The 26581-nt window shown below is 73.0% G+C and carries 21 protein-coding genes and 2 pseudogenes; 10 read left to right on the forward strand and 13 right to left on the reverse strand.

The window, feature by feature from the left end:
- Window positions 1-95: 95 nt before the first annotated feature.
- A complete protein-coding gene (locus AB0O07_RS12460; protein ID WP_365631085.1) occupies window positions 96-440 on the reverse strand; it encodes a hypothetical protein in 345 nt (114 codons plus the stop codon).
- A gap of 190 nt (window positions 441-630) precedes the next feature.
- Between AB0O07_RS12460 and AB0O07_RS12465 the strand changes: the two genes are divergently transcribed.
- On the forward strand, window positions 631-1002 hold the full coding sequence (locus tag AB0O07_RS12465; protein WP_365631087.1) for an arsenate reductase family protein: 372 nt from the start codon (window positions 631-633) through the stop codon (window positions 1000-1002).
- 506 nt (window positions 1003-1508) lie between these two features.
- Window positions 1509-1589 (forward strand): annotated as a pseudogene (locus AB0O07_RS12470) (IS5/IS1182 family transposase); the annotation flags it as partial.
- Window positions 1590-1641: 52 nt separating this feature from the next.
- Here the strand turns inward: AB0O07_RS12470 and AB0O07_RS12475 are convergent.
- Window positions 1642-2676 (reverse strand): alpha/beta hydrolase, encoded by a 1035-nt coding sequence (locus AB0O07_RS12475; RefSeq protein ID WP_365631089.1) that lies wholly within the window; start codon window positions 2674-2676, stop codon window positions 1642-1644.
- 104 nt (window positions 2677-2780) lie between these two features.
- Here AB0O07_RS12475 and AB0O07_RS12480 point away from each other — a divergent pair, with 104 nt between their 5' ends.
- Window positions 2781-3146, forward strand: a complete 366-nt coding sequence (locus AB0O07_RS12480) for a hypothetical protein (RefSeq protein WP_365631091.1) — start codon at window positions 2781-2783, stop codon at window positions 3144-3146.
- Here AB0O07_RS12480 and AB0O07_RS12485 read toward each other — a convergent pair.
- Window positions 3143-4120: a Gfo/Idh/MocA family oxidoreductase gene (locus AB0O07_RS12485; protein ID WP_365631093.1), complete on the reverse strand. Its 978-nt coding sequence runs from the start codon at window positions 4118-4120 to the stop codon at window positions 3143-3145. The genes AB0O07_RS12480 and AB0O07_RS12485 overlap by 4 nt on opposite strands.
- A 309-nt stretch (window positions 4121-4429) precedes the next feature.
- Here AB0O07_RS12485 and glnII point away from each other — a divergent pair, with 309 nt between their 5' ends.
- Entirely contained in the window at window positions 4430-5449 is a 1020-nt protein-coding gene (gene glnII, locus AB0O07_RS12490) for a glutamine synthetase (RefSeq protein WP_365631095.1), read from the forward strand.
- A gap of 511 nt (window positions 5450-5960) precedes the next feature.
- The gene (locus AB0O07_RS12495) at window positions 5961-6626 is read left to right on the forward strand and encodes a winged helix-turn-helix domain-containing protein (RefSeq protein ID WP_365631097.1); all 666 of its coding nucleotides are present in this window, start codon (window positions 5961-5963) and stop codon (window positions 6624-6626) included.
- Window positions 6627-6713: 87 nt separating this feature from the next.
- On the opposite strand, the gene AB0O07_RS12500 is transcribed toward AB0O07_RS12495, so the two are convergent.
- Together AB0O07_RS12500 and AB0O07_RS12505 are read right to left on the reverse strand one after the other, a co-directional pair.
- Window positions 6714-8297 (reverse strand): PepSY domain-containing protein, encoded by a 1584-nt coding sequence (locus tag AB0O07_RS12500; RefSeq protein ID WP_365631099.1) that lies wholly within the window; start codon window positions 8295-8297, stop codon window positions 6714-6716.
- Window positions 8298-8402: 105 nt separating this feature from the next.
- Window positions 8403-9239, reverse strand: coding sequence for a hypothetical protein (locus tag AB0O07_RS12505; protein ID WP_365631101.1), 837 nt, complete (start codon window positions 9237-9239; stop codon window positions 8403-8405).
- Window positions 9240-9799: 560 nt separating this feature from the next.
- Here AB0O07_RS12505 and AB0O07_RS12510 point away from each other — a divergent pair.
- Window positions 9800-11395 carry a DUF1996 domain-containing protein gene (locus tag AB0O07_RS12510; protein ID WP_365631103.1) on the forward strand — a complete coding sequence of 532 codons (1596 nt, stop codon included), beginning with the start codon at window positions 9800-9802 and terminating at the stop codon, window positions 11393-11395.
- Between the two features lie 221 nt (window positions 11396-11616).
- Here the strand turns inward: AB0O07_RS12510 and AB0O07_RS12515 are convergent, their stop codons facing one another.
- On the reverse strand, window positions 11617-12090 hold the full coding sequence (locus AB0O07_RS12515; protein ID WP_365631105.1) for a hypothetical protein: 474 nt from the start codon (window positions 12088-12090) through the stop codon (window positions 11617-11619).
- Between the two features lie 332 nt (window positions 12091-12422).
- On the opposite strand from AB0O07_RS12515, the gene AB0O07_RS12520 reads away from it, so the two are divergent.
- On the forward strand, window positions 12423-14498 hold the full coding sequence (locus AB0O07_RS12520) for a hypothetical protein (RefSeq protein ID WP_365631560.1): 2076 nt from the start codon (window positions 12423-12425) through the stop codon (window positions 14496-14498).
- 27 nt (window positions 14499-14525) lie between these two features.
- On the opposite strand, the gene AB0O07_RS12525 is transcribed toward AB0O07_RS12520, so the two are convergent.
- Window positions 14526-15017 (reverse strand): hypothetical protein, encoded by a 492-nt coding sequence (locus AB0O07_RS12525; protein ID WP_365631107.1) that lies wholly within the window; start codon window positions 15015-15017, stop codon window positions 14526-14528.
- 63 nt (window positions 15018-15080) lie between these two features.
- Between AB0O07_RS12525 and AB0O07_RS12530 the strand changes: the two genes are divergently transcribed.
- The gene (locus tag AB0O07_RS12530; protein WP_365631109.1) at window positions 15081-15839 is read left to right on the forward strand and encodes a TetR/AcrR family transcriptional regulator; all 759 of its coding nucleotides are present in this window, start codon (window positions 15081-15083) and stop codon (window positions 15837-15839) included.
- Here AB0O07_RS12530 and AB0O07_RS12535 read toward each other — a convergent pair.
- The 3 genes from AB0O07_RS12535 to AB0O07_RS12545 all read right to left on the reverse strand — a co-directional run bounded on the left by AB0O07_RS12535 (window position 15830) and on the right by AB0O07_RS12545 (window position 19248).
- Entirely contained in the window at window positions 15830-16537 is a 708-nt protein-coding gene (locus AB0O07_RS12535) for a DUF4230 domain-containing protein (protein WP_365631111.1), read from the reverse strand. The two genes, AB0O07_RS12530 and AB0O07_RS12535, sit on opposite strands and share 10 nt — an antisense overlap.
- 250 nt (window positions 16538-16787) lie before the next feature.
- Window positions 16788-18992 carry a regulator gene (locus tag AB0O07_RS12540; RefSeq protein WP_365631113.1) on the reverse strand — a complete coding sequence of 735 codons (2205 nt, stop codon included), beginning with the start codon at window positions 18990-18992 and terminating at the stop codon, window positions 16788-16790.
- Between the two features lie 121 nt (window positions 18993-19113).
- Window positions 19114-19248 (reverse strand): hypothetical protein, encoded by a 135-nt coding sequence (locus AB0O07_RS12545; protein ID WP_365631115.1) that lies wholly within the window; start codon window positions 19246-19248, stop codon window positions 19114-19116.
- Window positions 19249-19473: 225 nt separating this feature from the next.
- Between AB0O07_RS12545 and AB0O07_RS12550 the strand changes: the two genes are divergently transcribed.
- Both AB0O07_RS12550 and AB0O07_RS12555 read left to right on the forward strand, forming a co-directional pair.
- Entirely contained in the window at window positions 19474-19884 is a 411-nt protein-coding gene (locus AB0O07_RS12550) for a hypothetical protein (RefSeq protein WP_365631117.1), read from the forward strand.
- Window positions 19885-20078: 194 nt separating this feature from the next.
- Complete coding sequence (locus AB0O07_RS12555; RefSeq protein ID WP_365631562.1) at window positions 20079-22235, forward strand: tetratricopeptide repeat protein; 2157 nt, start codon at window positions 20079-20081, stop codon at window positions 22233-22235.
- A 147-nt stretch (window positions 22236-22382) separates the two neighbouring features.
- Here the strand turns inward: AB0O07_RS12555 and AB0O07_RS12560 are convergent.
- The 3 genes and pseudogenes from AB0O07_RS12560 to AB0O07_RS12570 all read right to left on the reverse strand — a co-directional run.
- A pseudogene (locus tag AB0O07_RS12560) lies at window positions 22383-23762 on the reverse strand (alpha-amylase family protein); the annotation flags it as partial.
- A gap of 198 nt (window positions 23763-23960) precedes the next feature.
- Window positions 23961-25661: an alpha-amylase family glycosyl hydrolase gene (locus AB0O07_RS12565; protein ID WP_365631119.1), complete on the reverse strand. Its 1701-nt coding sequence runs from the start codon at window positions 25659-25661 to the stop codon at window positions 23961-23963.
- Window positions 25662-25782: 121 nt separating this feature from the next.
- The gene (locus AB0O07_RS12570) at window positions 25783-26574 is read right to left on the reverse strand and encodes a carbohydrate ABC transporter permease (protein ID WP_365631564.1); all 792 of its coding nucleotides are present in this window, start codon (window positions 26572-26574) and stop codon (window positions 25783-25785) included.
- Window positions 26575-26581: the final 7 nt, after the last annotated feature.

A 26581-nucleotide genomic window follows, 5' to 3' on the forward strand; every position in this document is an offset into this window, starting at 1 on the left:
CGCCCCTTCTCTCCCAAGGGGTCAGGGAGTTGAAGGGGGCGGCCCCCTGGCTGACTTGCCGTCAAGAATCCTGACTCTCCGTCAGGAATCGGGCGTCAGCGGATCAGGTCCCGCACCATGCGGCAGGTGGTGTTGGACGGCCGGTGGACGCCGATCCGGGCCGCCGTGCTCCGTATCCGGCGGTTCGGCGCGCTCGCCGGGCGGTACACGCCCGAGTCGAGCAGCGCGATGGCGAGCCGCATGGCCTTCAGGCGGCGGTTGTGGTTCTCGTACCACTCCCGGGGCCGTCCGGCGGGGAGCCGCTTGCGCTGGACGGACTGGACAGCGGGGGCAGCGGAGACAGAGGGGGCAGCGGGGGCGGCGGAAGTCGAAGAAGTGGGCGCGGACGTGGAAGTGGTCGAGGATTTCCCGGTGTTCTCCGTGGTCGTGGCAGCAGCCATCGTCAGCCTCCCGGCATGGTGGTGGGACCCTCACGAACTGCCTCCATTTTACTGCCCACCACTGACAATCGCCCCTGGCCAGAGGCGGTTTGAGGGGGGGCGGAAGGGATCCTTGAGGGGGGCGGGAGAGGCGGCGAGGAAGGGCGGTACGGAAGAGGGGACGGGAGGGGCGGGAGATAGCCTCGGGGCCATGGAGATCTGGATCAACCCCGCCTGTTCCAAGTGCCGTGGCGCGCTCTCCCTCCTCGACGCCGAGGGAGCCTCGTACACCGTCCGCCGGTATCTGGAGGACGTTCCCTCCGAGGACGAGATCCGGGCGGTGCTGGTGCGGCTCGGGCTGGAGCCGTGGGACATCACCCGGACCCAGGAGGCCGTGGCGAAGGAGCTGGGCGTGGCCGGGTGGGCGCGGGACGCGGGTGCGCGGGAGCGCTGGATCGCGGCGCTCGCCGCGCACCCCCGGCTGATCCAGCGGCCCATCGTCACGGCGGACGACGGTACGGCGGTGGTCGCGCGCACGGACGAGGCGGTACGCGACGCCCTCGGCCGGCGAGGAAGCCACTAGTCGGCGAGAAGGTCGCTACGGCCTGTCTGGCAAAAGATCACCGAGCGGGAATCCACATACTCGGGTCTGATTGCCTTGCCGTCCCGGGAGCGGCCCGTGATTCTGGGCTGGTGCCAGGACAAGGGAAGAGAAGGCGGCGGCAAGAAGCCGAGAGGCGGCGGCTGGCCGCACGCACCGCGCCGGACGCGGGACAGTGGGAAGTGGTCGTGGAGACTCGGGACGAAGCGGAGATGCGTACGCGATTGCGCCTCCTTCGGGAGGCAGGAGTCGACGGGGCGATGATCCGGATCGACACGCTGTGCGGGCGCCAGGCGTTCCCGACCACCTACCGGCTGAGCCGGTTCGTGACGGCCCCCGGGTGGGAGCCCGCGCACGAGCGCTCTGATCGTTGATACGGAACCTGGGCCCGTCTGCTTGAACAGGTCCGGGTCCAGGTCTGGGTCCAGGTCTGGGTCCAGGTCCGGGACGACTCCGTCGGAGTCGTGGATCCGGCACGCGCGGCGGCCGGCCAGGCGCTCGGCCGGTCCCGCGGCGGGCTGACCACCAAGGTTCATCTCGCCTGCGACGGCCGGGGCCTGCTCCTGGCCCGCTCATCCGCTGGCTGCGCGCACCCGTCCAAGAGCCTTTGTCAGACCGGCCCTAGTCGGCGAGGAAGCCGCTGATCAGCTCGTTCGTACCGGGCGGTGCCGCGAGGGGCAGCGCGTGGTGGGTGGCGGTCGGCAGGATCTCCGTCGTCGCCCCGGGAAGCAGCTCCCCGGCCCGCCGCGCGACGCGGGCGGCGTCCTGCGCCTTTCCGGCCCCCGCGAGGAGCAGCAGGGCCGGGGTCGTCAGGGTCCGCAGCGCCGCCGGGTCCGGGCGCGGGCCGGTGACGGGGCGTACGGCGGGGAAGTCGGCGGTACGTTCCTGGAGCCGCAGCCACGCCGGGTCGAGCGGGGCGGCCGAGGCCGCCGTCTCCCACTCCAGGAAGGCCCGGATACGCCGTGCCGTGGGGCGCAGCAGCATGGGCAGCGCCCGCGCGACATACGCCGGGCGCAGGCCGGTGAAGCACTGGGTCGGGTCGAGGAGCACCAGCCGGCGGAGGCGGCCCTGCGGGGCGTGCAGCGCGTAATGGAGGGCGATCCAGGCGCCGTAGGAGTGGCCGCAGAGGGTGATCGGGGTGGGGACGGGGGCCCCTTCAGCCCCGGGGGCCTCTCCGGCTCCGGGTGCCCCTCCGGCGGGGAGCGCTGCCAGGGTCTCGTCCAGCCAGGTCATCAGCGCCTCGACCGTACGGATCCGGGGGCCGCTCGCCACGCTGCGGCCCGGGTCTCCGATCAGGTCGAGCACGTGGACCCGGTGCGTACGGGCGAGTTCGGTGGCCGTCCCGGCCCAGCCGGTCGCGGTGGCGCCGCCGCCGGGGAGCAGGACGACGGGTGGCGCGTCCGGGGGGCCGCAGCTCGTGAGGTGCGTCGTGCCGTACCGGGTGGGGAGCGTGGAGGTGACGGTGGCTTCGGGCCACTGGGCGAGGACCGCGTCGTACGCCTCCTCGAAGGCCCGCAGGTCGCTCTCTCTGCCGTTCCCTATGCCGTTCCCACCGCCGTTTCCCCTGCCGGTCTCTCCGCCGGTCCCTCCGCCGTTCTCTCCGTTGTCCTCTGCGTTGTTCTCTGCGTTGTCCTCTGCGTGAGCTGTGTGACGCATGTTGCTCCTGTTGCGATGAGTGAGGCGGCCCCCGGGGCCGTACCTAGCGGCGACCGAACCCCGTCGGACCCGTTGATCCGGGGCCGGGACAGGAGTCCGTACGCATGTCTGGTTCCACGTCTGGGCGTCCCTCCGGCCGTTTGTCCGGGCGGCTGTCCGGGTACCGGTGGCTCGCCCTCTTCGTCGGCGCCGCTGCGCTGGCCGGGCTCGTGGACGGTGCGGCGGCGCTGGTGCCCGACGCGCGGCCCCGGCACGGGACCTCGGCGGTGTGCGTCGGCTGGTCCACCGCCCCGGACACCCTTGGCACCCCTGGCACCGGTGACTGCTCCGTCGTCAACGACACGTACGGCTCGAACGGTACGCGGAACACCCCGCCCTCCATCGAGTGGGCCGACCCGTCCAACCGCGTCGAGCACGTACCGGAGGACGAACGGGTCGACCGGAGCGCCCGGATCCGCAGCGTCGACTAGGGTTCCGGGCGCTCCCGGGGCAGACCGGCCCCGCCTGCCCGCTCCTCCGCCTCCGCCGCCACCCCCACTTGGGTCTCCGCCTCCGCCAGGATCTCCGTCAGGCGGAGCCCGAACCGTACGTCGCACGGGTCGGGGCGGCCCGTGCGCGCCGAATCCAGCAGCGCGTCGACCGCCCGCCGGAACGCGTCCACCGGGTCGCCCCGCGTCTCCGTACCGAGCACCGCGACACCGTGCTCGCCGCGCAGCTCCAGGCCCGCCCCCGCGCCCTCCTTCGGCGCGCTCAGGCTCAGCGCCGCCGTACTGGCCGCCCCGGACTCATGGCGCAGGACGAGGTGAGTGAGGTCCGGTTCCGCCCGTACGGCCGTCACCGACGTCACGTCGCCCAGCACCGGGATCAGCGCGGAGAGGGCATGCGGGCCGACGTCCCACAGGCCGCCCTTCGCACGGCGCCACGGCGAAGCGGCGTACGGGCTGTCCTCCTCCCCCGGTGCGTAGAGCGCCCCGAGCCACCATGCGTGGGCCGTGAACCAGCCGCCCCGCGCGGCCTGTTCGTCCAGCCACGCGGCGGTGGCCTCCGCGTACCGCAGCGTGCAGAAGACGACCGACGCCACCCCGGCCGCCTCCGCCGCCTCCGCGACCTCGCGGGCGCCGCGTACCGTCGTCGCGACCGGCTTGTCCATCAGCAGGTGGCAGCCGGCCGCCGCAGCGCGGGCCGCCAGGGGCGCCTGGACGTCCGGGGGCAGGGCGAAGGCGATCGCGTCGCTCGCGGCGAAGAGCGCGTCCAGGCCGGCCTCGCCGGAGTGGGCCGTGGTGCCATGGGCCCCGGCGAGCGCGGCGGCGGCCTCGGGGCGCCGCCCCCAGACGCCGCTGAACTCGACCCCGTCGTGGGCGGTGAGCGCGGGGGCGTGCGTACGTTCCGCCCACGGGCCGGTGCCCAGAAGTCCGATGCGCGGCCGGTCCGGCAGCCTCTTCATGCTGGTACGTGACGTTTCCGCAGGCGTGCTCGTCGAGGTGTCCGAAGGCTTGTCCATGCGGGCCAGTCTGCCGTCCGGGGCCGGCGTGGGGGAGAGGGCCGCGGGTCGGCCCGCCTGCGGGGCCGCTTGGACGTACGACCACTCCTGCGCCAAACCTGAGTAACACGTGGTTCACAAGAGGGCAACGGTAGGGAAATCCCTCATTGCGAGGCTTCGCCATAGCGCATATCTGCGTACGCGTACGGAACGTAGGTGCGCACCGGCCACCACCCGCCACCACCTGCCGCACCCGCAAAGGATCGAGGCCCCGTGACCTACAAGGCTGAGTACATCTGGATCGACGGCACCGAGCCGACCGCGAAGCTCCGCTCGAAGACGAAGATCCTCGCCGACGGCGCCGAACTGCCCATCTGGGGCTTCGACGGTTCGAGCACCAACCAGGCCGAGGGCCACGCCTCCGACCGCGTACTGAAGCCGGTCTTCTCCTGTCCCGACCCGATCCGCGGCGGCTCCGACGTCCTCGTCCTCTGCGAGGTCCTGAACATCGACATGACCCCGCACGAGTCGAACACCCGCGCGGCGCTCACCGAGGTGGCGGAGAAGTTCGCCGCGCAGGAGCCGGTCTTCGGGATCGAGCAGGAGTACACGTTCTTCCAGGGCAGCCGCCCGCTCGGCTTCCCCGAGGGCGGCTTCCCGGCCGCGCAGGGCGGCTACTACTGCGGCGTCGGCTCGGACGAGATCTTCGGCCGCGAGATCGTCGAGGCCCACCTCGACAACTGCCTCAAGGCCGGTCTCGGCCTCTCCGGTATCAACGCCGAGGTCATGCCGGGCCAGTGGGAGTTCCAGGTGGGCCCGCTCTCCCCGCTGGAGGTCTCCGACCAGCTCTGGCTGGCGCGCTGGCTCCTCTACCGCACGGCGGAGGACTTCGGCGTCTCCGCGACGCTCGACCCCAAGCCGGTGAAGGGCGACTGGAACGGCGCCGGCGCGCACACCAACTTCTCGACGAAGGCGATGCGCGAGGGGTACGACGCGATCATCACCGCCTGCGAGTCGCTGGGCGAGGGCTCGAAGCCGCTCGACCACGTCAAGAACTACGGCGCGGGCATCGACGACCGGCTGACCGGCCTGCACGAGACCGCCCCGTGGAACGAGTACAGCTACGGCGTCTCGAACCGGGGCGCGTCCGTCCGTATCCCCTGGCAGGTCGAGAAGGACGGCAAGGGGTACATCGAGGACCGCCGCCCGAACGCCAACGTCGACCCGTACGTGGTCACCCGGCTGATCGTGGACACCTGCTGCACGGCGCTGGAGAAGGCCGGACAGGTCTGAGCCGAGCCGAGACCGGTCCGGCCGAGTCCGGGCCGGCCGAGTCCGGGCCGGCCGAGTCCGGGCCGGCCGAGTCCGGGCCGGCCGAGTCCGGGCCGGCCGAGTCCGGGCCGGCCGAGTCCGGGCCGTCGTGGTGGTGGGGGCGGGTGCCGTACGGGGCACCCGCCCCCGTCTCGTGTGTCCCGGCATCTCGTGTGTCCCGGCATCTCGTGTGTCCCGGCCTTGTCCACCCCGGGATTCGGATTGTTCCCCGGAGGCTGCTGCGCCCCGCCCCGATCTGCTTCAATGGGTCCATGGCCAGCTACCAGCACACCGCGACGGGTCGCTCCGACCTGGAGCCGTTCTGGCCGTCCCGGCAGCATCATGACTTCGACCGGGTGTGTTGCCGCGTGAGGAACGCGCCGGCCCTCTAAAGCCTTCCTGGCCTTCGGCCGCCGCGCAGACGTACGTACGTCCCGTCCGTCCTCGTCGACACGACGACTCGACGAGTCCTCCGCGCGAAAGAGCTGCCCTCATGGCGAACTCCCTCTCCTCCGTTCCCGGTCCCTTCCCTTCCGCCTCCCCCGCCCCGTCCCCGTCACCGTCCCCCGGCCGGCACCGGCTCCGGGCCGTCGTCGACAGCGACGAGACGCCGCTCCCGCCGCCCGGCGCCCAGGTGGTGGACTTCCTGCCGCCCGGCGCGACCTGGCTGCCCGCGCCCCCGCACACGCTCCCCACGCTGCCGGGTCAGCCGCCGATGATCGGCTACCTCGTCCTCGTACCGGCCGATCAGCACCCGGTGCACCCCGCGCATCCCGCGCATCCCGCGCACCCGTCTCAGCACGTGGCCCCCGCCGGGGCACCGGTGAACGGAACGCCGGTGACCGGGGCACCGGCGAGCGCACCGGTTCCCGCCGGCGGCGGGCCCGTGTCGATCGACTCGGTGCGGCGGACCGCCGCCGTGGACGGCCGGCAGCTCGATCTCACGTACCTCGAATTCGAGCTGCTCGCGCACCTGGTCGCCCACCCGCACCGGGTGCACAGCCGCGATCAGCTCGTGACCACGGTGTGGGGGTACGGGCACGTGGGCGACGGCCGGACCGTCGACGTCCATGTCGCGCGGCTGCGCCGGAAGCTGGGCGCGGAGCGGCGCCGTACGATCCAGACCGTGCGGCGCGTCGGGTACAAGTACATTCCCTGAGTCCCCGAGCCCCCGAGCCCCCGAGTCGCGGAGGCCCGCCCGGACCGGCGTCACGCACCGGTCCGGGCGGGCCTCTTCACGTACCGCTCAGGCCGCAGGGGTACGGGACGACGCGCGCGCCCCGGATACGAGCCCCAGCACCCCGTCCACCACCAGGAACGCCGCCAGGCTGATCCCGAACACCGGCAGCAGCCAGCCGATCAGCCCCGTCACCACAGCGAGCGGCACCAGCACCGCCATCGGCACCCTCCGCCAGGCGCCGCGCGGTATCGCGCGGCCCATGCTCAGCCGGCGCTCCTTGGTGGGGCGGCGCAGCCACCACATCCGGTAGCCCCAGACGATGAGCAGGATCAGCGCCAGTGCGAGGGCGGCCAGCAGGAGCTGGTTGACCAGCCCGAGGAAGACGCCCATGTGGATGTCGATCCCGTACCGGGTGAGCTGGGCGAGGACCGGGTAGTCGGAGAACCGCAGCGTGTCGATGACCATGCCGTTGGCGGGGTCGACGGCGACCGAGTCCAGCCGTACCGGAAACTGGTTGTCCGTCTGGGCGATCACATAGCCCTTGCCCTCGGTGGGCAGGGTCACCGCGACCGGCCCGTCGAGGCCGGCCTGGCGGGCGGCGACAAGGGCGAGGTCGATCCCGATGTCCGTGCCGCCCTTCCCGTCCATACCGGGCATGTCGGGCATATCGGCCGTCGAGTCGTGCCCCTCGTGGCCCTCGTGGCCGGTACCGCCGGCGCCCGTACCGCCTCCTGACGCCCCGTCGAGCGTGGCGGAGACCGTCGGGGTGGACGAGCCGAGCTGGTCCTTGATCGCGGTGATGTTCTCGCCCGCGTACGTGGACCACGTCAGCCCCGTGGCGGAGAGCAGCACCAGGCCGACGGCGGCCACCATCCCGAGCGAACCGTGCAGCGAGAGCGTTCTGCGCCGGCCCCGCGCGCCCCGCTCGGGCACCACCAGGGCGCGTTTCGAGGAGCGCTTGCGGCTGATCCAGAGGACCAGCCCGCCCAGGGCCACCACCCAGAGCCAGCTCGCGGCCAGCTCGCTGTAGATGCGGCCCGGTTCACCGAGCTGGAGGTGGCGGTGCACCTCGGAGAGCCAGGTGCGCACCGGGAGGGCGCCGGAGCTGCCGTAACTGATCAGCGTGCCGCGCACCTCCGCCGTGTACGGGTCGACGAAGACGGCCAGCGACTTGAACTCCTCCATGTCCGGGGTGGACATGAGGACCCGGGTGGTCGCGCCCTCCTCCGAGGGGAGGCGTACGGAGGTGACGGTGCCCTCCGGGTGCGCGGCGCGGGCGGCGGCGAGCTGGTCGGTGAGCGGGAGGGTGCGGTCGCCCACCGGGGCGCGGAGTTCGTGGCGGTAGATCACCTTCTCGGCCTGGTGGGAGAGGGAGTAGAGGAAGCCGCTGGCGGCGGCGATGAGGAGGAACGGGGCGATGAGAACGCCCGCGTAGAAGTGGAGCCGGAGGACGAGGGGGCGCAGCACGCTCCAGGAGGAGGGCGGCGCGGACTCGGGGGCTCCCTTGAGCGTCGGCTCGGGTGTCCCCTTGAGGGTGGGCTCGGGTGCTCCCTTGGGGGCGGGCTCGGGTGTGGATGTGGGCCGGGGCGTCGGCTCCGCGTCCTCGGCGGTGGGCGATTCTCTGCCCTGTACGGGGTCGTCGATGGGCATGGCTGTCCTAGGCGTCGGGTTCGGCAAGGGAACAGGCCGTGAAGCGGCCTGGAAGGACCCCGGCCGTCCCCTCCCTCCTCGCCGTGCCCGGACGGACCGGACGGTTCAGGCGGTGCGGGCGACGGCTCCTGGGGCCGTGGCGCGTGCGGTACGGCACGCGGGCGGCCCGCGCCGGGACAGCGTGTGGGCGAGCACGACCCCCCGGAAACGGCGTACCCGGGCGGCACGGGGACCGGGCCGGATCAGCCGGGGCGCGGCGGGCAGCCGGCCCGCCGTGAGCAGGAGCCGCAGCGGGGTGAACGCGAGCGCCCCGAAGGCCTCGACGAGCCGGAAGAGCGCCGCCTCGCCCCGGGCGAGCCAGAGGGCGCAGACGGCCGCGCCGAGGAGGTGGGCGGCGACCATGACCGGGGCCACGTCGAGGAGTCGGGCGAGGGCGGAGAGCGGTACGGCCACCATCCCCAGGGGCCCGGAGGACCCCCCGGGCGCCATCTCCGGGTCCGTACCCGGACCCGTCCCCAGGCCCATACCCATGCCGCCCGCGCCCATCCCCGTACCGGCTCCGGACCCGGAGGACCCGGACCCCGCGTGCGACACGTGCCCCGCGTCACCGAGTCCCGGGACCAGCGCCCCGGCGAAGAGGAGGTGCAGCAGCGCCTGGACGGTGAGCAGCCCGGCCCCGATCGAGAGCACGCCCCGGCGCCGCCCGCCCGCGAGCCAGGCGGCGCACGCGGTCACCACGAAGGCGGTCAGCAGCACCGGCACCGAGACCCCGTGCGCCGCCACCCCGGAGGCACCCACAGCCCCAGCCGAACCACCGGCAACGGCCCCGGACCCGGCCAGCAGCTCCGCCGCCAGCGCGTGCCCCAGCGCCGCCAGCGTCACGCACACCACCGCGAAGGCCACGGCACGTACGACGCGCAGCGGAGACCCCGGCGCGGTCATCCCGCCGACAGGCACCGCAGACCCCGCAGGCACCGCGCGCCGCACAGGCCGCGCAGGCACCGTGAGCCGCGCAAGCGCAGCGCGCCCCGCAGGCACCGTGCGCCGCACAGGCGCCGCGATCGCCGCAGGCCGCGCAAGCGGCGCATGCCTCACAGGCACCGCAGAGCGCGCAGGTGCTGCGACCGCCGCAGGCATCGCAGGCGTCGCGGCCGCCGCGACCGTCGCAGGCGTCACGGCCGTCGCGGCCGCCTCAGCCGTCACGGCGGCCGCAGGCGTCATCGTCCTCGTGGGCGTCATGGTCCGCACATCGTGCCATCCCGTCCCGGCGGGCGGCAGATCACAAAAGCCGCGTCCCGGGGCGCCGCCCCTCCGCCGTCCCGTCCTCCCCATCCGCCCCCGAGGCCCGAATGAACGGCATCCGCCCGTTTTGTTGATGGAGGTTTCTATGAATTCCACGAGCCTCTGAACACCCCACGTTTGAGGCCCGTATGGAACGGAGCGCTTCGCTTCTCCCCCTGCCGCGATTTTCCTGTAACCGGCAACGAAGCTTGAGGAGTTCCATGTCACGCACATCGAGAAAACGCTCCACAGTGGCAAACCGGGCGATCGTCGCCGGGGCTGCCCTGCTCCTGGGCGGGGGTGGTCTGGCAGCGGTCAACGTCTACGCATCGGCGGGCGAGGGCAAGTCCGGCGGACAAACCCAGAACGTGGCCCAGTCGTGGTCGACCATCAGTTGCCCCGACCCGTCCAACCGGCTGACTCAGGTGCCTGAGTCGGCCCGGGCCGAGGTCGACAACGAACTCGCCAAGATGGACACCCAGATCACCGAGGCCTACGCCAAGTTCGCCAGCGAGAAGCGGGCGATCGAGCAGGACGCCGGGTATGCCGACAACGCCATTCTCGGCCCGCTGAAGGCCAAGCGGACCGCGGCGCTCGACCGGATCGCCATCGCGATCGGCCGGTCGGGCGAGCGTCCGCAGGGTCTTGAGTCGCTCTCCGGCTGCACTCTGCGCGCCGACGAGACCAAGGCCGGCAAGGGGCGCGGCGGCCGGGGCGGCGGCGGCAACGGCGGGGGCCGGAACGGCGGCCAGGGCGACAACGGCCAGAACGGTGGCCAGGACAACGGCCAGAACGGTGGTCAGGGGAACGGTCAGGACGGCGGCCAGAACGGCGGCGGCCAGGACCAGAACCAGAACGGCGGTCAGAATGGCGGTCAGGACCAGGGTCAGGACGGCGGCCAGAATGGCGGTCAGGGCGGCGGCCAGGCTGGTAACGGCCCCGAAGCCTCCGACTTCGTCGACATCACGACCGTCCAGCCCAACGTCCAGCAGGCCCGCAACGGCCGGGGCGCCTCGAAGGGCACCTTCACCACGGAGTGCGGCCGTAACGAGAACCGCCTGTTCAACCCCGACAACGTCATCGTCGCCCCGGGTGTGAGCAACGGCGCCCACCACATGCACGACTACGTGGGCAACCAGTCCAACGACGCGTTCGCGACCGACGAGTCCCTCGCCGCCGCGCAGACCACCTGCGCGAACCAGGGCGACAAGTCCTCGTACTTCTGGCCGGTGCTGCGCCTCCAGAACGGTCAGCAGGAGGCCGACCAGAACGCCGACGGTGGCGGCAAGGAAGGCAACGCCGGCATCATCCAGACGCCGTCGCAGGTCACCAACACCTTCGTGGGCAACCCGAAGTCCAAGGTCACGGCGATGCCGCGGCTCATGCGCATCATCACCGGTGACGCCAAGGCGTTCGTGAACGGCGACGCCAACGCCAACGCCTCGTGGAGCTGCACCGGCTTCGAGGACCGCCAGCTCAAGGACAAGTACCCGATCTGCCCCGAGGGTTCCCAGGTCGTGCGTACGTTCAAGTTCCAGAGCTGCTGGGACGGCGTGAACACGGACAGCGCCAACCACCGCACCCACGTCGCGTTCGCCGACGCCAACGGCAACTGCGGCAACGGCTTCAAGGCGATCCCGCAGCTCCAGCAGCGCATCGTCTACAACGTTCCGCCGGGCCCGGGCTTCGCGGTCGACTCCTTCCCGGAGCAGCTCCACAAGCCCATCACCGACCACGGTGACTTCATCAACGTCTTCGACGAGAACCTGATGAACACCCTGGTCAACTGCATCAACACCGGCAAGAAGTGCAAGTGATCCACCGGTAGCCGCTCAGCCGCACGCTGTCGCCGGTGGTCCGTTCAGCGGGCCGGCCGGTGGTACGGAGCAGGGCCACCCGCTCCGTACCACCGGCCCTCGTTCTTTGCTTTCCCGCCGGGCCCGGCGGTGGATCCCTCCGTGGGCCTCTCAGCGGGTCCCTCCGTGGGCCCCTCCCTCTTCCCCGATACGCGGATTCCCCCCAGACCCGCGCTGCGCGGTCAGCTCCCTTCGTGGCCCTCGTGGCCTTCGTGGTCCGTGCTCCCCCCACCGTCGTCATCGCTTCCCCCAGAGTGGTGCGACGAGCCGGTCTCCACGGTCCCGCCGAGCCGGCCGCGCAGCGCTTCCGTCACCTTCTCGTCGCCCACCGCGACCCACTTGCGCCCCACGAGATACGAACCGCCGTACGGCTTCGCCTCGTGGAGCCACTCGCGCACGCCCCGGTCGGTGGCGAAGGTGATCAGAATGTACTTTCCGTCGTCCGTCGTGCAGTTGGCCTGCCGCAGCTCCTCCGAGGCGTGCTTCTGCACGTCGGGGTCGCACTTCGCCTGCTCGGCCAGTTCTTCCAGGCTTCCGGTGGCCGTCTTCGGCTCGTCGGAGGCGTTTTCGTCGTTCGCGCCGCAGCCCGCCGTCAGCGCCAGGGAGAGGGCGACAGCGGGGGTGGCGAGGAGTACGGATATTCGGTCCTTACGCATACGGCCATCGTCCCCCGTGACCGGAGTGCCGTGTGGGGGAACGGTGAACTCCGCGGTGAGCGGGGCGGGGTGGCCGGCGACGGGACGGCGGGGGGCGACGGCGGGGCGACGGGGTGACGGGGTGACCATCGGACGTGCGGCTCGTTCTGCTGAACGTGCCTCCGGACAACTCCTCTTCCGCCGACTCCCCTGCCGGGCCCTCGGCTGACGCGCCCGCCAACTCCCGTGCGGAGTCCTCGCCTTCCTCGTCTTCCTCGCCTTCTTCCTCTCGAACCGGGTCCTCCGGGTCCTCCGGGTCCTCCGGCCCCGCCGCCCTCCCCGCCGTCGTGACGCTGGAGCAGGCCGAGGCGGCGCTGGTGGAGCGGTACACCCGTCTCGTACGCCTCGCCTATCTCGTGCTGCCGCCCGCCCTCGGCCGCAACCGGCGCGTGCTCACCGCGCACGCCCTGGTGCAGCGCGCCCTGCCCCGCGGCCGTACGGCACAGACCGTCCCCGGCATCCCGGGGCAGCGCGGTACGGCGGACGCGGGGCGCGGTGCGGGGCGCGCGGCGGCGCGGGAGGCGGGGTACGCGTACGTACGGGCCCGGGTGGTGCGGCAGGCGCTGGACGCGGGGCGCCCGTTGCTCCGGCTCGCGCTGCCCCGCCGGGCCCAGTTCCCGCCGCTGCTCCCGCGCGTCTGGGGGCTGCGGCTCTTCCCGCGCTCGGGCGGCGCCGACGAACTCGCCCTGGACCAGCGGCTCTCCGCGCTCCCGGGCCCCGCGCGGGCCGCCTATGTGCTGCGCCGTCTGGAGGGGCTGACGGACCCGGAGGTACGGGCGCTGCTGGCGGCGGCCGGGACCGGGGACCCGGCGGACGCGCTGGCCAGGGCCGACGCGACGGGCGCCCCCGGGCCGGACGCCGGGCCGGACACCGGGCGGACGCCCCCGTCCCCGGACCCCGCCGGTCTGCTGCGCTCGGCGGAGTTCGACCCCTGTTCGCTCCAGGCCCGCCCCACCGACCTGCTGCGCCGCCGCCGGATCCGGGGCGCCGCCCTCGGCACCGCCGCCGTCCTCCTCACCTGGGGCACACTCTTCGGGCTGCCCGGCTGGGGTACCGGCCCGGACGGACCCGAGGCCCCCGCCTACGCCGGGAACCCGGCCGCGCTGGCCGCCCTCGACCCGGTCAAGGTCGGCCGGATCGCGCCCGCCGCCTGGCGGACGGCGCCCCGTACCGACTTCTCCGTCTGGCCCGCGCGGGGCCGGCTGACCGGCGACACCGGGCTGCTCCGCCGCGCGCTGGCGGTCTGGGCGCGGCCGGGCGACGCCGTCCACGTATCGGCCACCCCGGAGACCCCGACCGGGCCCCCGATGGGCTCCCCGCATCTGCTGTACGCGGGGGACGTGGACGGGGTGCGGGTGGTGCTCTTCCACGACGGGCTGCGCGCGGTGCGGTACGCGGAGACCGGTGGCGGCGCCCTCGCGGCGCTGGACTTCGCGCGGACGGACCGCGCCGACGAGGCGGGTTCGGGGGCGCTGGTCGTCGGCCGCTCGGACGACAACGTCCGCTATCTGACCGCCCCTTGGGTGACCGGTACGGCCGTACGCGACCTCCTCACCCCGAACGGCGCGCCCCGTCCGCTGCACCGCGACGGGGACGGGGTGACGGACCCGCTCCAGAGCGCGGCGGTGGCGGCGGGGACGGGGGCGAGTACGGGTACGGGTACGGGTACGGGGAAGGAAACGGCACCCGGGGCCTGCGGCTCCTGGGACGCCATGGAGCTGACCTCCGACACCGCCCACGCCGCGCACCCGACCCGTACGACTCCCCCCGCCACCCCCACCACTCCCGTCACCCCCGTCACCCGGCTCGTCACCGACCTCGGCGAGCTGGTCCCGGCCCGGCTGACCTCGGGCCCGCCCGGCTCCGTACGGGAGGTGTCGGACCCCGCGGACCGGGCCGCCTGGGCCCGTACGGCCTGCCTGCTCCCCGCGGTACGGGCGCACGGCGTACGCGCGGTGAACTCCTGGGAGTACGCGCAGCAGCCGCTCCCCGAGAAGGACGGTACGGCCGCGTGGCTCTGCACCCGGGCCGAGACCTGGCGCGGCCCCGGCAGCCGCGTACTGGCCCAGTTCCACTCCCCCGCCCCGGCCCCCGCTTCCGCCCCGGCCGCCCTCGCCGCGAGGGCGGCGGACTCCCCGGCCTGCGGCGCCCGCGACCCGCGTGTCCTGGCGGGCGTCCTGTGGAAGTCCCGGGCGGGCCACTGGTACCTGCTGGCGGCGGGCACCCCGGATCTGCGCGCCCTGACCACCACGGGCGAGGTGGCGGGCGCTTCGAAGTCCAACACCCTGGCGCTCCCGGCCCGGGCGGGCGCGAAGGCCGAACTCCGGGGCGAGACGGCCGACGGCACCACGGTGACCGCCCTGCACTGAGCCGCTGCCGCCCGGAGGTCGGTGGCCTCAGGGCAGCAGCAGCCAGTCCGCCAGCCCCGCCGACACCAGACACCCGGCCAGCAGCCAGGTGCCCATCCGGGTACGGCCGTGGCGGCTGAGCTCGATGACCACGCCGCAGAGCACCATCGCCACCCCGTACACCCCGACCACGAGCACGGAGGTGCGCTCCGCCAGCCGGATCGCGAGGAACGACGCGAGAGTGACCAGCAGCGCGGAGGCCGCCGCGATCCGTACCAACCGGGCCTGGCGGGGCGTCAGTTCCGTACGCTCTTCGGCATCGCCGTCGGACCCGCCCTCGCCCTCCGGCTCAAGTCCGCCGCCACCGCCACGGCCACGGCCACCGGCGTCGACGTCGGAGTCGATGCCGGAGCCGGAGCCGGAGTCGGCGTCGGCGTCGGCGTGGGCGTCGCCACCGGCGTCGGCTCTCGGCGGGTCCATGTCAGGCTCTGCGGCGCTCTGGGGGCGCGAGGCGGGGGCCGCCTCGTCGGAGGTGCTCATGGAGCGGGAGCGTAACGGACATCTCACAGAACCGGCCGGTCGGCCGCCGGTTAGGCTGTCCGCATGACGACCGGGGTGCGCCGCAGAATGGGTGTCGAGGAGCGCAAGCGGCAACTGATCGGGGTGGCGCTGGAACTGTTCGGCGAGCGCTCCCCCGAGGACGTGTCGATCGACGAGATCGCCTCGGCCGCCGGCATCTCCCGCCCCCTCGTCTACCACTACTTCCCCGGCAAACAGAGCCTGTACGAGGCGGCGCTGCGCCGCGCCGCCGAGGAGCTGACCGCGCGGTTCACCGAGCCCCACGAGGGGCCGCTCGGGGCCCGGCTGCACCGGGTCATGGTGCGGTTCTTCGACTTCGTGGACGAGCACGGGCCCGGCTTCACCGCCCTCATGCGGGGCGGTCCCGCCGCCGGTTCCGGGACGGCCGTCCCCGCGCTGATCGACGGGGTGCGGCAGGCCGCGTACGAGCAGATCCTCGCCCACCTCGGGGTACGGCAGCCGCCCGCGCGGCTGGAGTTGGTCGTACGGTCGTGGGTGTCGCTCGCCGAGTCGACGGCGCTGCTCTGGCTGGAGGGACGCCGGGTCCCCCGCGCCGAACTGGAGTGGCAGCTCGTCCATGACTTCGCGGCGCTGGTGGCGGTGAGCGCCGCGTACGACGCCGGGATGGCCCGGATCCTGCTGGACATCGCCGCGAACGAGCCGCCCGACGGGGCGTTCGCCGATCTGGTCGGCAGGCTGGGAGGGCTGGGCGGCGAGCGGACACCGCCACCCCCCGTCCCCGCCCAGCAGCCCCGTCGGGCCCCGGCCACCCGTCAGGTGTAGACCACCTTCACCTCCGTGAACCCCAGCGAGTGCAGCAGCCCCTGGAGCATGGCGGTGGTGTTCTTCTCGGCGCGGCCGGTGAGTTCGCTCTCCTTCGCCGCCTCCCCGATGTGCTGTGCGGCCAGCTTCAGCACGGCGCGTTCGTCGGCCGGGTTGTCGGAGAAGAGGTCCCCGAGCCGGTCGAGCAGGCCGCGCTGCTTCGAGACCGCGTACGAGCGGTCCGGGTCCATCGCGGGGGTGCCGAGCCGGGCGTGCGGCAGGGTGATGGTGGCGGCGGTGCGGTCCTCGTCGACCGTGACATTGCCGTCGCCGATGGAACCGAAGTCGACGTACGAGCCGACCGTGCCCGCCCCCACGTAGAGGGTCCGGGAGCCGCGGATCGCGTCCGGCAGGTACTTGGTGTCCTTCTCCAGGTCCACGACGACCTGGAAGTTCCCCGAGGCGGCTTCGTAGCGGTCGAGGTCCTGGATGGATTGGAGCAGGGTCGGGCCCGTACGGTCGTGGCTCTCCTCGCCGAGGAGACCGCCGAATCCGGGCAGCAGGTCGAGCCGGCTGCCCAGGAAGAGCAGTCCGGCCACGACGACGAGCGCGAGGGGGGCCTTGACCCAGCCGGAGAGTCCCTTCGAGCGAGCCGTGTCCCGGCCCTCTCGCTGGCTCTCTCCCCGGCTCTCTCCCGGTTTCGCGTCGGTGGACGTCATACCTACCGGATGTCCCGCAGGGCCGCGTTCACACGATCACAGAACATTCTTTTGCCAACGGCGCCCGCCGGAGAGCCCGTTCGGGTTCCCGGCCGACCGCCCGGCCAGCTTCCGGCCGACTGCCCGTTCGGCTTCCCGGCCGGCTTCGGCCGGCTTGAGGGGACGACTTCCCGCCCCCGGCCCCTCACCTCTCACCTCTCACCCCTCGCCGCTCGCCGCTCGCCGCTCACGACCCTCCCTCCAACTCCCCCTAATCCTCCGGGAGATGTCCGCGCAGCGCCCGGTCGAGCCCGCTCCGGCCGTCGTCCACCAGGCCCCGGTGGAAGGCGTCCTCGTACGCCGGGTTCCCGGCCGCCGCGCGGGCCTGGCGCTCGCATTCGGCCCGTACCTCCGCCAACTCCGGTGTGCCGCGCTGGGGATGGCCGACCATGCGCCAGAACGCCTGCCCGGTGCCGTACGCGTGCGCGGCCCGTTCGCCGTCGCCCTGGGCGGCGATCGCGGCGGCGAGCAGGTCGAGCCCGAGGGCGATGCCGAAGCTGTCGCCCAGCTCCTCCTTGCCCGCGACCATCGAGCGGGCGTACGCCTCCGCCTCGTACGGCGCGCCCTGGAGCAGGTAGATCAGGGCGAGTTGGTAGTCCGCGTACGCCCTGGTCCAGCACTCGCCGTGGTCCCGGCAGACCCGGCGCAGCTCGGCGGCGGCGTCGCGGGCCTCGTCGAGCCGGCCGAGCGCGGTGAGCGCGAAGACCCGGACCAGCCGGCAGCGGAGCTGGGAGGGCGAGTCGAAGAAGCCGGCGGGGCGGGCGCGCAGGGCGCGGTCGGCGACGGTGTACGAGGCCTGGGCGCGCCCCATCATCAGGCAGGTGAGGCTGAGCAGGTAGGCGGCGGAGAGCAGGGACTCGGGCTCCTGGTCGTGCCAGGCGGCGGTGGTGCACCGTTCCCCGATCCGGTACGCGCCCTCGTGGTCGCCCTGGAGCATGACGGTGACGCCGAGGGCCCAGAGGGCGCGGGTGTGGTCGGGGCCCGGGGTGGAGTCGGCGGCGAGGGCGCGCTCCAGGAAGAGCCTGGCCTCGTGGAGGTGGCCGCAGCAGGTCCAGAAGAAGGCGACGCGGCCGGACATCTCCAGGGCGGCGGCGGGGTCGGTGTCGAGCAGGTGGTTGAGGGCGGCGCAGAGGTCGGCGTGGGTGGCGGTGATACGGCGGTACCAGGCGACCTGTTGCCCGCTGGGCCACCCCGCGTGGGCGCGGCGGGCGACAGCGGCGAAGTGGGCGGCGTGCCGGTCGGCGAGCAGCCGCTCCTCGCCCAGCTCCGCGAGCCACATCTCGCCGTACTCCCGGATGGTGTCGAGCATGCGGTAACGATCACTCCCCACCCCGGCCTCGCCCCCGCCGACGGACCCGTCCCCGAGCCCTCCCCCGGCCCCCCCGGTCACCCCGGTCACCCCGGTCACCCCGGTCACCCCGGTCACCCCGAGTGTCCCGAGTGCCCCGAGTGCCCCGAACCCCCCGGTCCTCCTGAGCACGGACTGCCGGGCGAGCCCGGCGAGGGCCTTGGTGACCCCGTCGGGGGTCAGTGGCCCCCCGGCGCAGACGGCGCGGGCGTCGTCGGCGTCGATGTCGCCCCGGAAGACCGAGAGCCGGGCCCAGAGCAGCCGTTCCAGGGGGGCGCAGAGTTCATGGCTCCAGCCGATGGCGGTACGGAGGGCCCGGTGGCGCTGGGGCCAGATGTCCTGGTGGGCGAGGGTGTCGAGGCGGGAGTCGAGGAGGAGGGCGACCTGTTCGACGGAGTTGCGGTCGAGGCGGGCGCAGGCGAGTTCGACGGCGAGCGGGATGCCTTCGAGGCGGTGGCAGATCTGGGCGGCGGAGGCGACGGTGCGCGGGTCGTCCAGGGAGAGCAGGGGCGCGGCCCGGGCGGCGCGGTCACGGAAGAGCTGGAGGACGTCGCCGATGCCGTCCCGTTCGCCGGGTAACGCGCCGCCGGCGTCGTCCAGCGGCAGGGGGAGGATGTCGAAAAGACGCTCGGCGGGGATCCCTAGGGGCCGTCTGCTGGTGGTGAGGACGGTGAGGCCGGTGACGGCTGCGAGGAGTTCGCCGACGAGGTGGCCGCAGGCGTCCGTCATGCGCTCGCAGGAATCGAGGACGAGGAGGAGTTCGCGGTGGGCGAGCCATTCGCAGAGCGCGTCGATGGGCATGCGCAGGGAGTGGTCGGAGAGGCCGACCGCGTCGGAGACGGTGATCAGCAGCATGCGCTCGTCGTGGAGCGGGGCGAGATCGGCCCACCAGACCCCGTCGGGATACCGTCCGGCGTCCCGGGCGTGCTCGGCGGCCCGGAGCGCGATCCTGCTCTTGCCGACGCCACCGCTCCCGGTCAGCGTGATCAGCCGGTGCTCTCCGAGGGCGCGTTCGACCAGGTCCAGCTCGGCCCTGCGCCCCACGAAGCTGGTCTTCTCTTCGGGCATGTTCCCCACCACGGGGACAGTCTGGACCAGTTCGCCCCCAGGACCGACCCCCGCGCACGGAAAGGCTAGAAACGGTCAGAAACGACTAACGGCCGCCATTTTCCGATCACTTAGAGCCGACTCACCGGTCGACAGGAAGCGTCGTGAAAGAAACCGACCGGCTCCACCGCCGGCCGCCGAACGCGGCCAGGCCCTCGACGAGTTCGGCCCGCCGCCGCTCCGTCAGGGGGCCGAGAAGCTGGTCCCGCTCTGCCACGCCTCCCCCGTCTCCGGTGCTGCCGCAGGTCAGAAGCCGAACCCATGATGGTTTGCAGCCAAGTCCCGGAGAAGGCCCAAATAAACCGCCCACACGAGCCGCACAACCCGCACGGACCACACAACCCCACGAGCCGCCGCCGGAACCGCTACCGGCGCACGGGGGCCGGCCGGGGCCGCCGCGAGTCGTAGCGTGACCGGGTTCGAAGGAGGGCAGGGAACAAGGATGGACGCGGAGATCACCCTGCTGGCCGGCACCGCCGGGACGACGATCGCGACGCTGCTGGCGACCGACGCGTGGAACGGTGTACGGAACGGAGTGCTCGCCCTCTGGCGGCGGGTCCGCCCGGAGCACGAGGAGCGCGTGGCCGCCCAGCTCGACATGTCGCGCCGGGACCTCCTGGACGCCCGGGCCGACGGTGACGAGGAGGCCGAACGGGAGATCGCGGCGGAGTGGCGGGGCCGCGTACGCCGCCTCCTGCTCGCCCACCCGGAGGTGGCGACGGAGCTGCGCTCCCTGCTGGCCGAACTGGCCCCCGGCACACCCGCCGTCACGACCGTCACCCAGCACGCGACGGCCTCCGGCGAAGCGCGCGTCTACCAGGCGGGCCGCGACCTGCACATCGACCACCCGTGACCGGCCCCCACGACGCCGAGGGGGACCAGGGCCGCCGTGACGACAACGCCGCCGACAACCGCGGGCCCGACACCCCCCGTACCCCCGACACCACACACACCGCCGACACCCCCCGTACCCCTGACAGCGCCCATACCAACGACGCCCACGCCGCCGACCGGGCCCGCGTCTACCAGTCCTCCGGCGACCAGCACATCACCGAACACCACCACCACCATCACGCCCCCAAGACCACCCCCGCCTCCTCCCCCGACACCCCCTGGCCCGGCCCGGATTCGGTGCGCCGTCCGCCCGTGGGCCGGGCCCCCGCGATCCTCCGGGACCGGGACGAGCTGATCGGCCGCCTGAAGGAGGCGGTGGCCGAGGGCGCCGGCGGCACCGTGTTCGTCCTGCACGGCCTGGGAGGCTGCGGCAAGACGGCGGTGGCGTGCGCGCTCTTCGACCACGCCACCGGGGAACGCGGGCGCCTGGGCCTCTGGGTCAACGCCTCCGACCAGGCGTCCCTGCGGGCCGGGATGCTCGCGGTGGCCGCCGACCGGGGGGCCGGGGACGGGGAGCTGATGGCCGCGCACAACGGCCTGCGTGCGGCGGCCGACCTGGTCTGGGACCACCTCGACCGCTCCGACCGGCCCTGGCTGCTCGTCCTGGACAACGCCGACGACCCGGCGGTGCTGCGGGACGGCGGGTGGCTGCGCACCAGCCCGCGGGGCACCGTACTCGTCACGACACGGCAGGCCGCCGGCCACTGGTGGCCCGCCGCCGAGCTGCTGTACGTAGGGGTTCTGCCGCGTGCGGAGGCGGCTCAGGTCCTCTGCGATCTGGCGCCCGGAACGGGTTCCGCCGAGGACGCCGCCGCCATCGCCGACCGCCTGGGCCGACTGCCGCTCGCCCTCACCCTGGCCGGCGGTTTCCTGGCCCACCAGGTGATCGCCCCCTGGACCATGGCGGAGTACGGACGGCGTCTGGCGGAGCGCCCCGACCCCATCGAACTGATCGACCAGGGCGCCACGGGCCCGGACCACGACGCGCGCCACCTGGTCAGCGGCACGTGGCAGCTCTCGCTCACCTCCCTGGCCGAGCGGGGCCTGCCCGAGGCCGTCACCCTGCTCCGCCTGCTGGCCTGCTGGTCGGACGCCCCGCTCCCCTTGTCGCTCCTCGCGGACGCCCGCCTGAGCCCCACCACCCCCGCCCTCTCCCTCCCCGCCGACCGGGTGGAACGGGCGCTCCGGGGCCTCCTGGACCGTTCACTGACCGAACTCCTCCCGGGCGGCCTCCGCTCCGTACGTACGCACGGAGTGCTGCTCGACAGCGTGGCGCGCACCACGCCACCCGGGGAACGTGACGCCCTGGCCGCCACGGCGGCCCGCGTCCTCCTCCAGGCGCTGCCCGCCGCGCCCGAACGCGGCCTGCGCGACCCGCGCCTCACCGCCCTCGCGCCCCATGTCATGGCCCTGCTCCGGCGCGTGACCACCTGGCCCGAGATCACGGAGGCCACCGCCGAGTCGGCGGCGGTCTGCGCCCTGCGCCTGGTGACCGCGGAGCACCGGTCCGGTGACTACGCCTCCGCGCTGGCCGGGGCGGAGCAGGCGACAGCTCTCGTACGCCGCCGCCTGGGCCCCGACCACATCCTGGTCCTCCGCCTGCGCCAGCGCACCGGAAAAGCGGCGGACCGCCTGGGCCACCTGGAGAAGGCGGCCCGCCTCCACCGCGAACTGCTCGCCGACCTGGAACGGATCTCCGGCCCCAACTCCCCCGACACCCTCGACACCCTGACCACCTGCCTCCACCTCTCCCGCCCCCTGACCTGGCTGGGCCGGCCGGCGGAAGCGGTGGACCTGATGCACCGGGCGGCAGCCGGCCGGGCCGCGCTCCTGGGCCCGTGGCACCCCCTCACTCTGGAGGCCAGAGCCTGTCTCCTGGAACTGCCTCCGGGCCCGGAAGTGGAACGCGAAGCGCCGGCAGGCCCGTCCCTGGTCGCCGACTGCCGCCGCGAGCTGGGCGAGGACCACCCGGTCACCCTCGCGGCCGGCCTCAACTGCGCGGTGGCCCTCTTCAACACGGCCCGCCACCGCGAAGCCCTGACTGCGGCCCGCCGCGCCCTGGCCGCCCACGAACGCCGCTTCGGCCCCGACTACCCCATCACCCAGGCGGCCCGCAGCCTCCTCAGCAATGTCCTCCACGCGACAGGCGCCTACCCCGAGGCGATCGAGGAGGCGGAGACCGTCAGGGAATGGCGCGAGCGGGTACTGGGCCCGGACCACCCCTGGACGGTGGCGATCCACGAAAAACTGACCCGCTACCACCGCTCCCCGCGGAAGGCGGCACCGCCCCCGCCCCGAACCGAAAGCTGACGGCCCACGACCGGCTCAGCCCCGGGAGTCCTCCACCTGCACCGGCACCGTACGACCGTCCACCGCACCGACCGGCCCGGGCCCGGGCCCAGGGCGGAGTGTCGCCCCGGGCTCGGGCTCGGGTTTCGGGTTTCTGTGGCTCGGCTAGCAGCTACGTGCCCCTGTGTGGAGGGCCAGCGCGGTGTTGGTGCCCAGGGTGGCGGTGAACTGGCCGGAGGTGTTGACCGTTACCGGGGTGCGGGACTGTACGTCGCAGTAGGTGCCGGCGGGCAGGGAGGTCTGGTAGGTGCGGGTCAGGGCGGAGGACTCGTGGTTGATGGCCACGTAGCCCGCGGAGCCCCGGCCGAAGGCGATCTGGTTTCCGCCGTTGTCCCACCAGTTGGTGACCGCCTGGCCGCGCGTCGTGTTGCGGAAGGCGACCATCGACGCGATCTCGGGCCAGGCGTGCTGGCACTTCCAGCCGTCGCTGTAACAGGCGTTGACCGTACCGCCGTTGGGCGGGCCCGCGTCGTGGTCGGTGAACTCGTAGCCGGAGTGCACATCCGGCGCGCCGTACGGCCACGCCAGCATGAACACGTTGGCGAGCGTGTAGTTCGCGCCGTCCTTGTAGCTGAGGGTGTCGCCGCCGCGCTCCGTGTCGTGGTTGTCCACGAAGACCGCCGACCTGCCCGACTCCATGTACCCCCAGCCCTCGCCGTAGTTGGTCAGGTAGGCGAGCTTCTCGTTGGTGAAGACGCGCTTCAGGTCGCGCGCGTACCGGAACTCCTGGACGTCCCCGGTTCCCAGGTACTCGCTGGGCGAGACCGCCTCGCCCGCTCCGTATATCGCCTCCTGCTTCCAGTAGGCGTTCGGATCGGTCAGCCTGCTCTTGATGTTGGCGAGGTCGGCGGCGGGCATGTGCTTGGCCGCGTCGATCCGGAAGCCGTCCACGCCGAGGGAGAGCAGGTCGTTCAGGTACGCGGCGATCCGGCCCCGTACGTACTCCTCGCCGGTGTCCAGGTCGGCCAGGCCGACCAGTTCGCAGTTCTGGACGTTGGCGCGGTCGTTGTAGTTGCTGATCGTGTCGCGGCAGTCGTCCATGTCCGCGCCCGAATAGGTGCCCGGGTAGTCGTACTTGGTGTAGGACGAGCCGCCGGTCCCGGTGCCCGACCCCGCGGTCATGTGGTTGATGACGCTGTCGGCGACGACCTTGACGCCCGCCGCGTGGCAGGTGGCGATCATCGAGGAGAAGGCGTTGCGGTCCCCCAGCCTCCCCGCGATCTTGTAGCTGACCGGCTGGTACGAGGTCCACCACTGGCTGCCCTGGATGTGCTCCTGGGGCGGCGAGACCTGTACGTAGCCGTACCCGGCCGGGCCGAGGGTGTCCGTGCACGCCTTGGCCACGGAGTCGAACTTCCACTCGAAGAGAACGGCGGTGACGTCCTTCGAGCCGGGCGGGGCCGCCTGCGCGGTCCCGGCGGGGACCGTGAGGACGGCCGCCGCGCCGGCCACGAGGGCGAGCGCGGCCGCCAAGGATCTGCGAGCCATGTTTCCTCCAACAGCACTGGTGGGGGGATGGGGATGAAGGATGGGGATGGGGATGGGGGATGGATAGGTGGGGGTGCCTCTGGTGTGCTGTGGTGCGGGTGTGTGCTGTGGTGCGGGTGTGCTGTGGTGCGGGTGTGCTGTGGTGCGGGTGGAACCGGTTGTGCGTCCTGGGGGGTTACGCAGGGGTGGGAACGGCCGCTACAGCGACCACCACACCGTCGTGTCCGCCGGCAGTTCGAACTCCTCGCCGGGCGCCGGCTCCGTCCCCGCCGGGCGGCTCGCCAGCAGGAAGCGGCCGGGGGCGGGGAGGCGTACCGGCGTTCCCGTCGTGTTGACGGTGCAGGCGAAGCCGGGACGGGTGAAGGACAGGACGCCGGCGGGGGCGTCGCGCCACTCCACCGCCGTGCCCGCGCCGAGCCCCGGGTGTGCCTTGCGGATGGCGAGCGCGGACCGGTAGAGCTCCAGGGTGGAGTCCGGGTCGCCGGTCTGGGCCTCCACCGAGAGGCCGCCCCACGTCGGCGGCTGGGGGAGCCAGCTTCCGCCCGTACCGAAGCCGTACGAGCCGCCTTCCCGGGTCCAGGGGATCGGCACCCTGCACCCGTCGCGGAAGCCGTCCTGGCCGTCGGCGCGGAAGTACGAGGGGTCCTGGCGGGCCTCGTCGGGGAGGTCGGTGACATCCGGGAGGCCGAGTTCCTCGCCCTGGTAGACGTAGGCCGAGCCGGGGAGCGCCAGCATCAGCAGCGTCGCGGCCCGGGCGCGGCGGAGGCCGACGGTGCGGTCGCCGGGGTCGCGGGTCTGGGTGGGGGTGGGGGCGCCGGACGGGCCGGCGAAGCGGGTGGCGTGGCGGGTGACATCGTGGTTGGAGAGCACCCAGGTCGCGGGGGCGCCGACCGGGCGCATCGCGGCGAGCGAGAGGTCGATGACCTCGCGGAGCGCCGCGCCCTCCCAGGAGGTGGAGAGGTACTGGAAGTTGAACGCCTGGTGGAGTTCGTCGGGGCGTACGTAATGGGCCGTACGCTCGACGGTCGGCGTCCACGCCTCGGCGACGGCGATCCGCTCTCCGGGGTACTCGTCCAGGATGCGCCGCCACTGCCGGTAGATCTCGTGGACGCCGTCCTGGTCGAAGAAGGGCGTGCCGCCGTCGGCCGTGCCGAGCAGCCGGAGCCGGTCGGCGGCGCCGACATCGGGCAGGCCCGGCGCCTTGACCAGCCCGTGGGCGACATCGACCCGGAAGCCGTCGACGCCCATGTCGAGCCAGAAGCGGAGGATGGAGCGGAACTCGTCGGCGACGGCCGGGTGGTCCCAGTTGAAGTCGGGCTGCTCGGGCGCGAACAGGTGCAGGTACCAGTCGCCGGGGGTGCCGTCGGGGTCGGTGGTACGGGTCCAGGCGGGGCCGCCGAAGACGGACTCCCAGTCGTTGGGTGGGAGTTCGCCGTCCGCACCCTTCCCCGGGCGGAAGTGGTAGCGGTCGCGGAGCGGGGAGTCGGGGCCCTCGCGCAGCGCCCTGCGGAACCAGTCGTGCTCCGAGGAGGAGTGGTTGGGTACGAGGTCCACGATGACCCGGAGGCCGAGCGCGTGGGCGTCGTGGATCAGCGCGTCGGCGTCGAGGAGGGTGCCGAACATGGGGTCGATGGCGCGGTAGTCGGCCACGTCGTATCCGGCGTCGGCCTGCGGGGAGGCGTAGAAGGGGCTGAGCCAGACGGCGTCGACGCCCAGGTCCCTGAGGTAGGGGAGGCGGCGGCGTACCCCGTCGAGATCGCCCATCCCGTCACCGTTGCCGTCGGCGAAACTCCGCGGATAGACCTGGTAGATCACCGCGTCCCGCCACCAGCCGGGGCGGTGGTCCGGGGCGTCGTCGTCGGACGTGCCGGAGAGGGGGGCAGCGAGGTGCTGGGTCATGTCGTCCCTGAGTGTCTGGGGGCGGGTGGGCCCGGAGTTGCCGACGGTGGCGGAGGTGGTGACAGTGGCGGTGGCGGAGGTGGTGACGATGGCGGTGGCGGAGGTGGTGACGTACGTGCGCTCAGCTCTTGACGGCTCCCGCCGAGAGCCCCGTCACCAGATGGCGCTGGACGAAGAGGAAGACGAGCGCCGCCGGGATCGCGATCAGGACGGACGCGGCGGTCATCGGGCCCCACTGGGCGCCGTACTGGTTGACGAACTTCTGGAGGCCGCCCGCGAGCGTCAGGTTCTCGTCGCCGACCATGAACGCGGAGGCGTACGCCACCTCGCCCCACGCCGTGATGAAGGAGTAGAACGCGGTGACGGCGAGCCCCGGCCGGGCCAGCGGCAGGATCAGCCGGAAGAAGGTGCCGAAGGGGGTGAGCCCGTCGACCATCCCGGACTCGTCGATCTCCCGGGGGATGGTGTCGAAGAAGCCCCGCATCATCCAGGCGCAGAACGGCACGGCGATGGTGAGGTACGTGATGACGAGCCCGGCCGGGTCGTTGAGCAGCCCGATCCCCGACATGATGTTGTAGATCGGGACGATGAGGACGGCGACCGGAAACATCTGGGTGACCAGGAGCGTCCACATGAGCCCGCGCTTGCCGGGGAAGCGGAAGCGGCTGACCGCGTACCCGGTGGTGGCGGAGACGAAGACGCCGAGCACGGTGGTGAGGGCGGCGACGAGCAGCGAGTTGCCGAACCAGGTGAGGAACGGGGTGTCCCGCAGCAGGTTGGTGTAGTTGACGAGGGTGGGGTCCTTGAAGAAGTCCGTGGTGGTGGCGTAACTCGCCGGCTTGAGCGAGGTGAGCAGGACCCAGAGCACGGGGAAGACCGCGATCACCGAGGCGGCGGTGAGCGTGAGGTGCAGCCCGACC

The organism is Streptomyces sp. NPDC093085 (assembly GCF_040683935.1).
GTDB lineage: Bacteria > Actinomycetota > Actinomycetes > Streptomycetales > Streptomycetaceae > Streptomyces.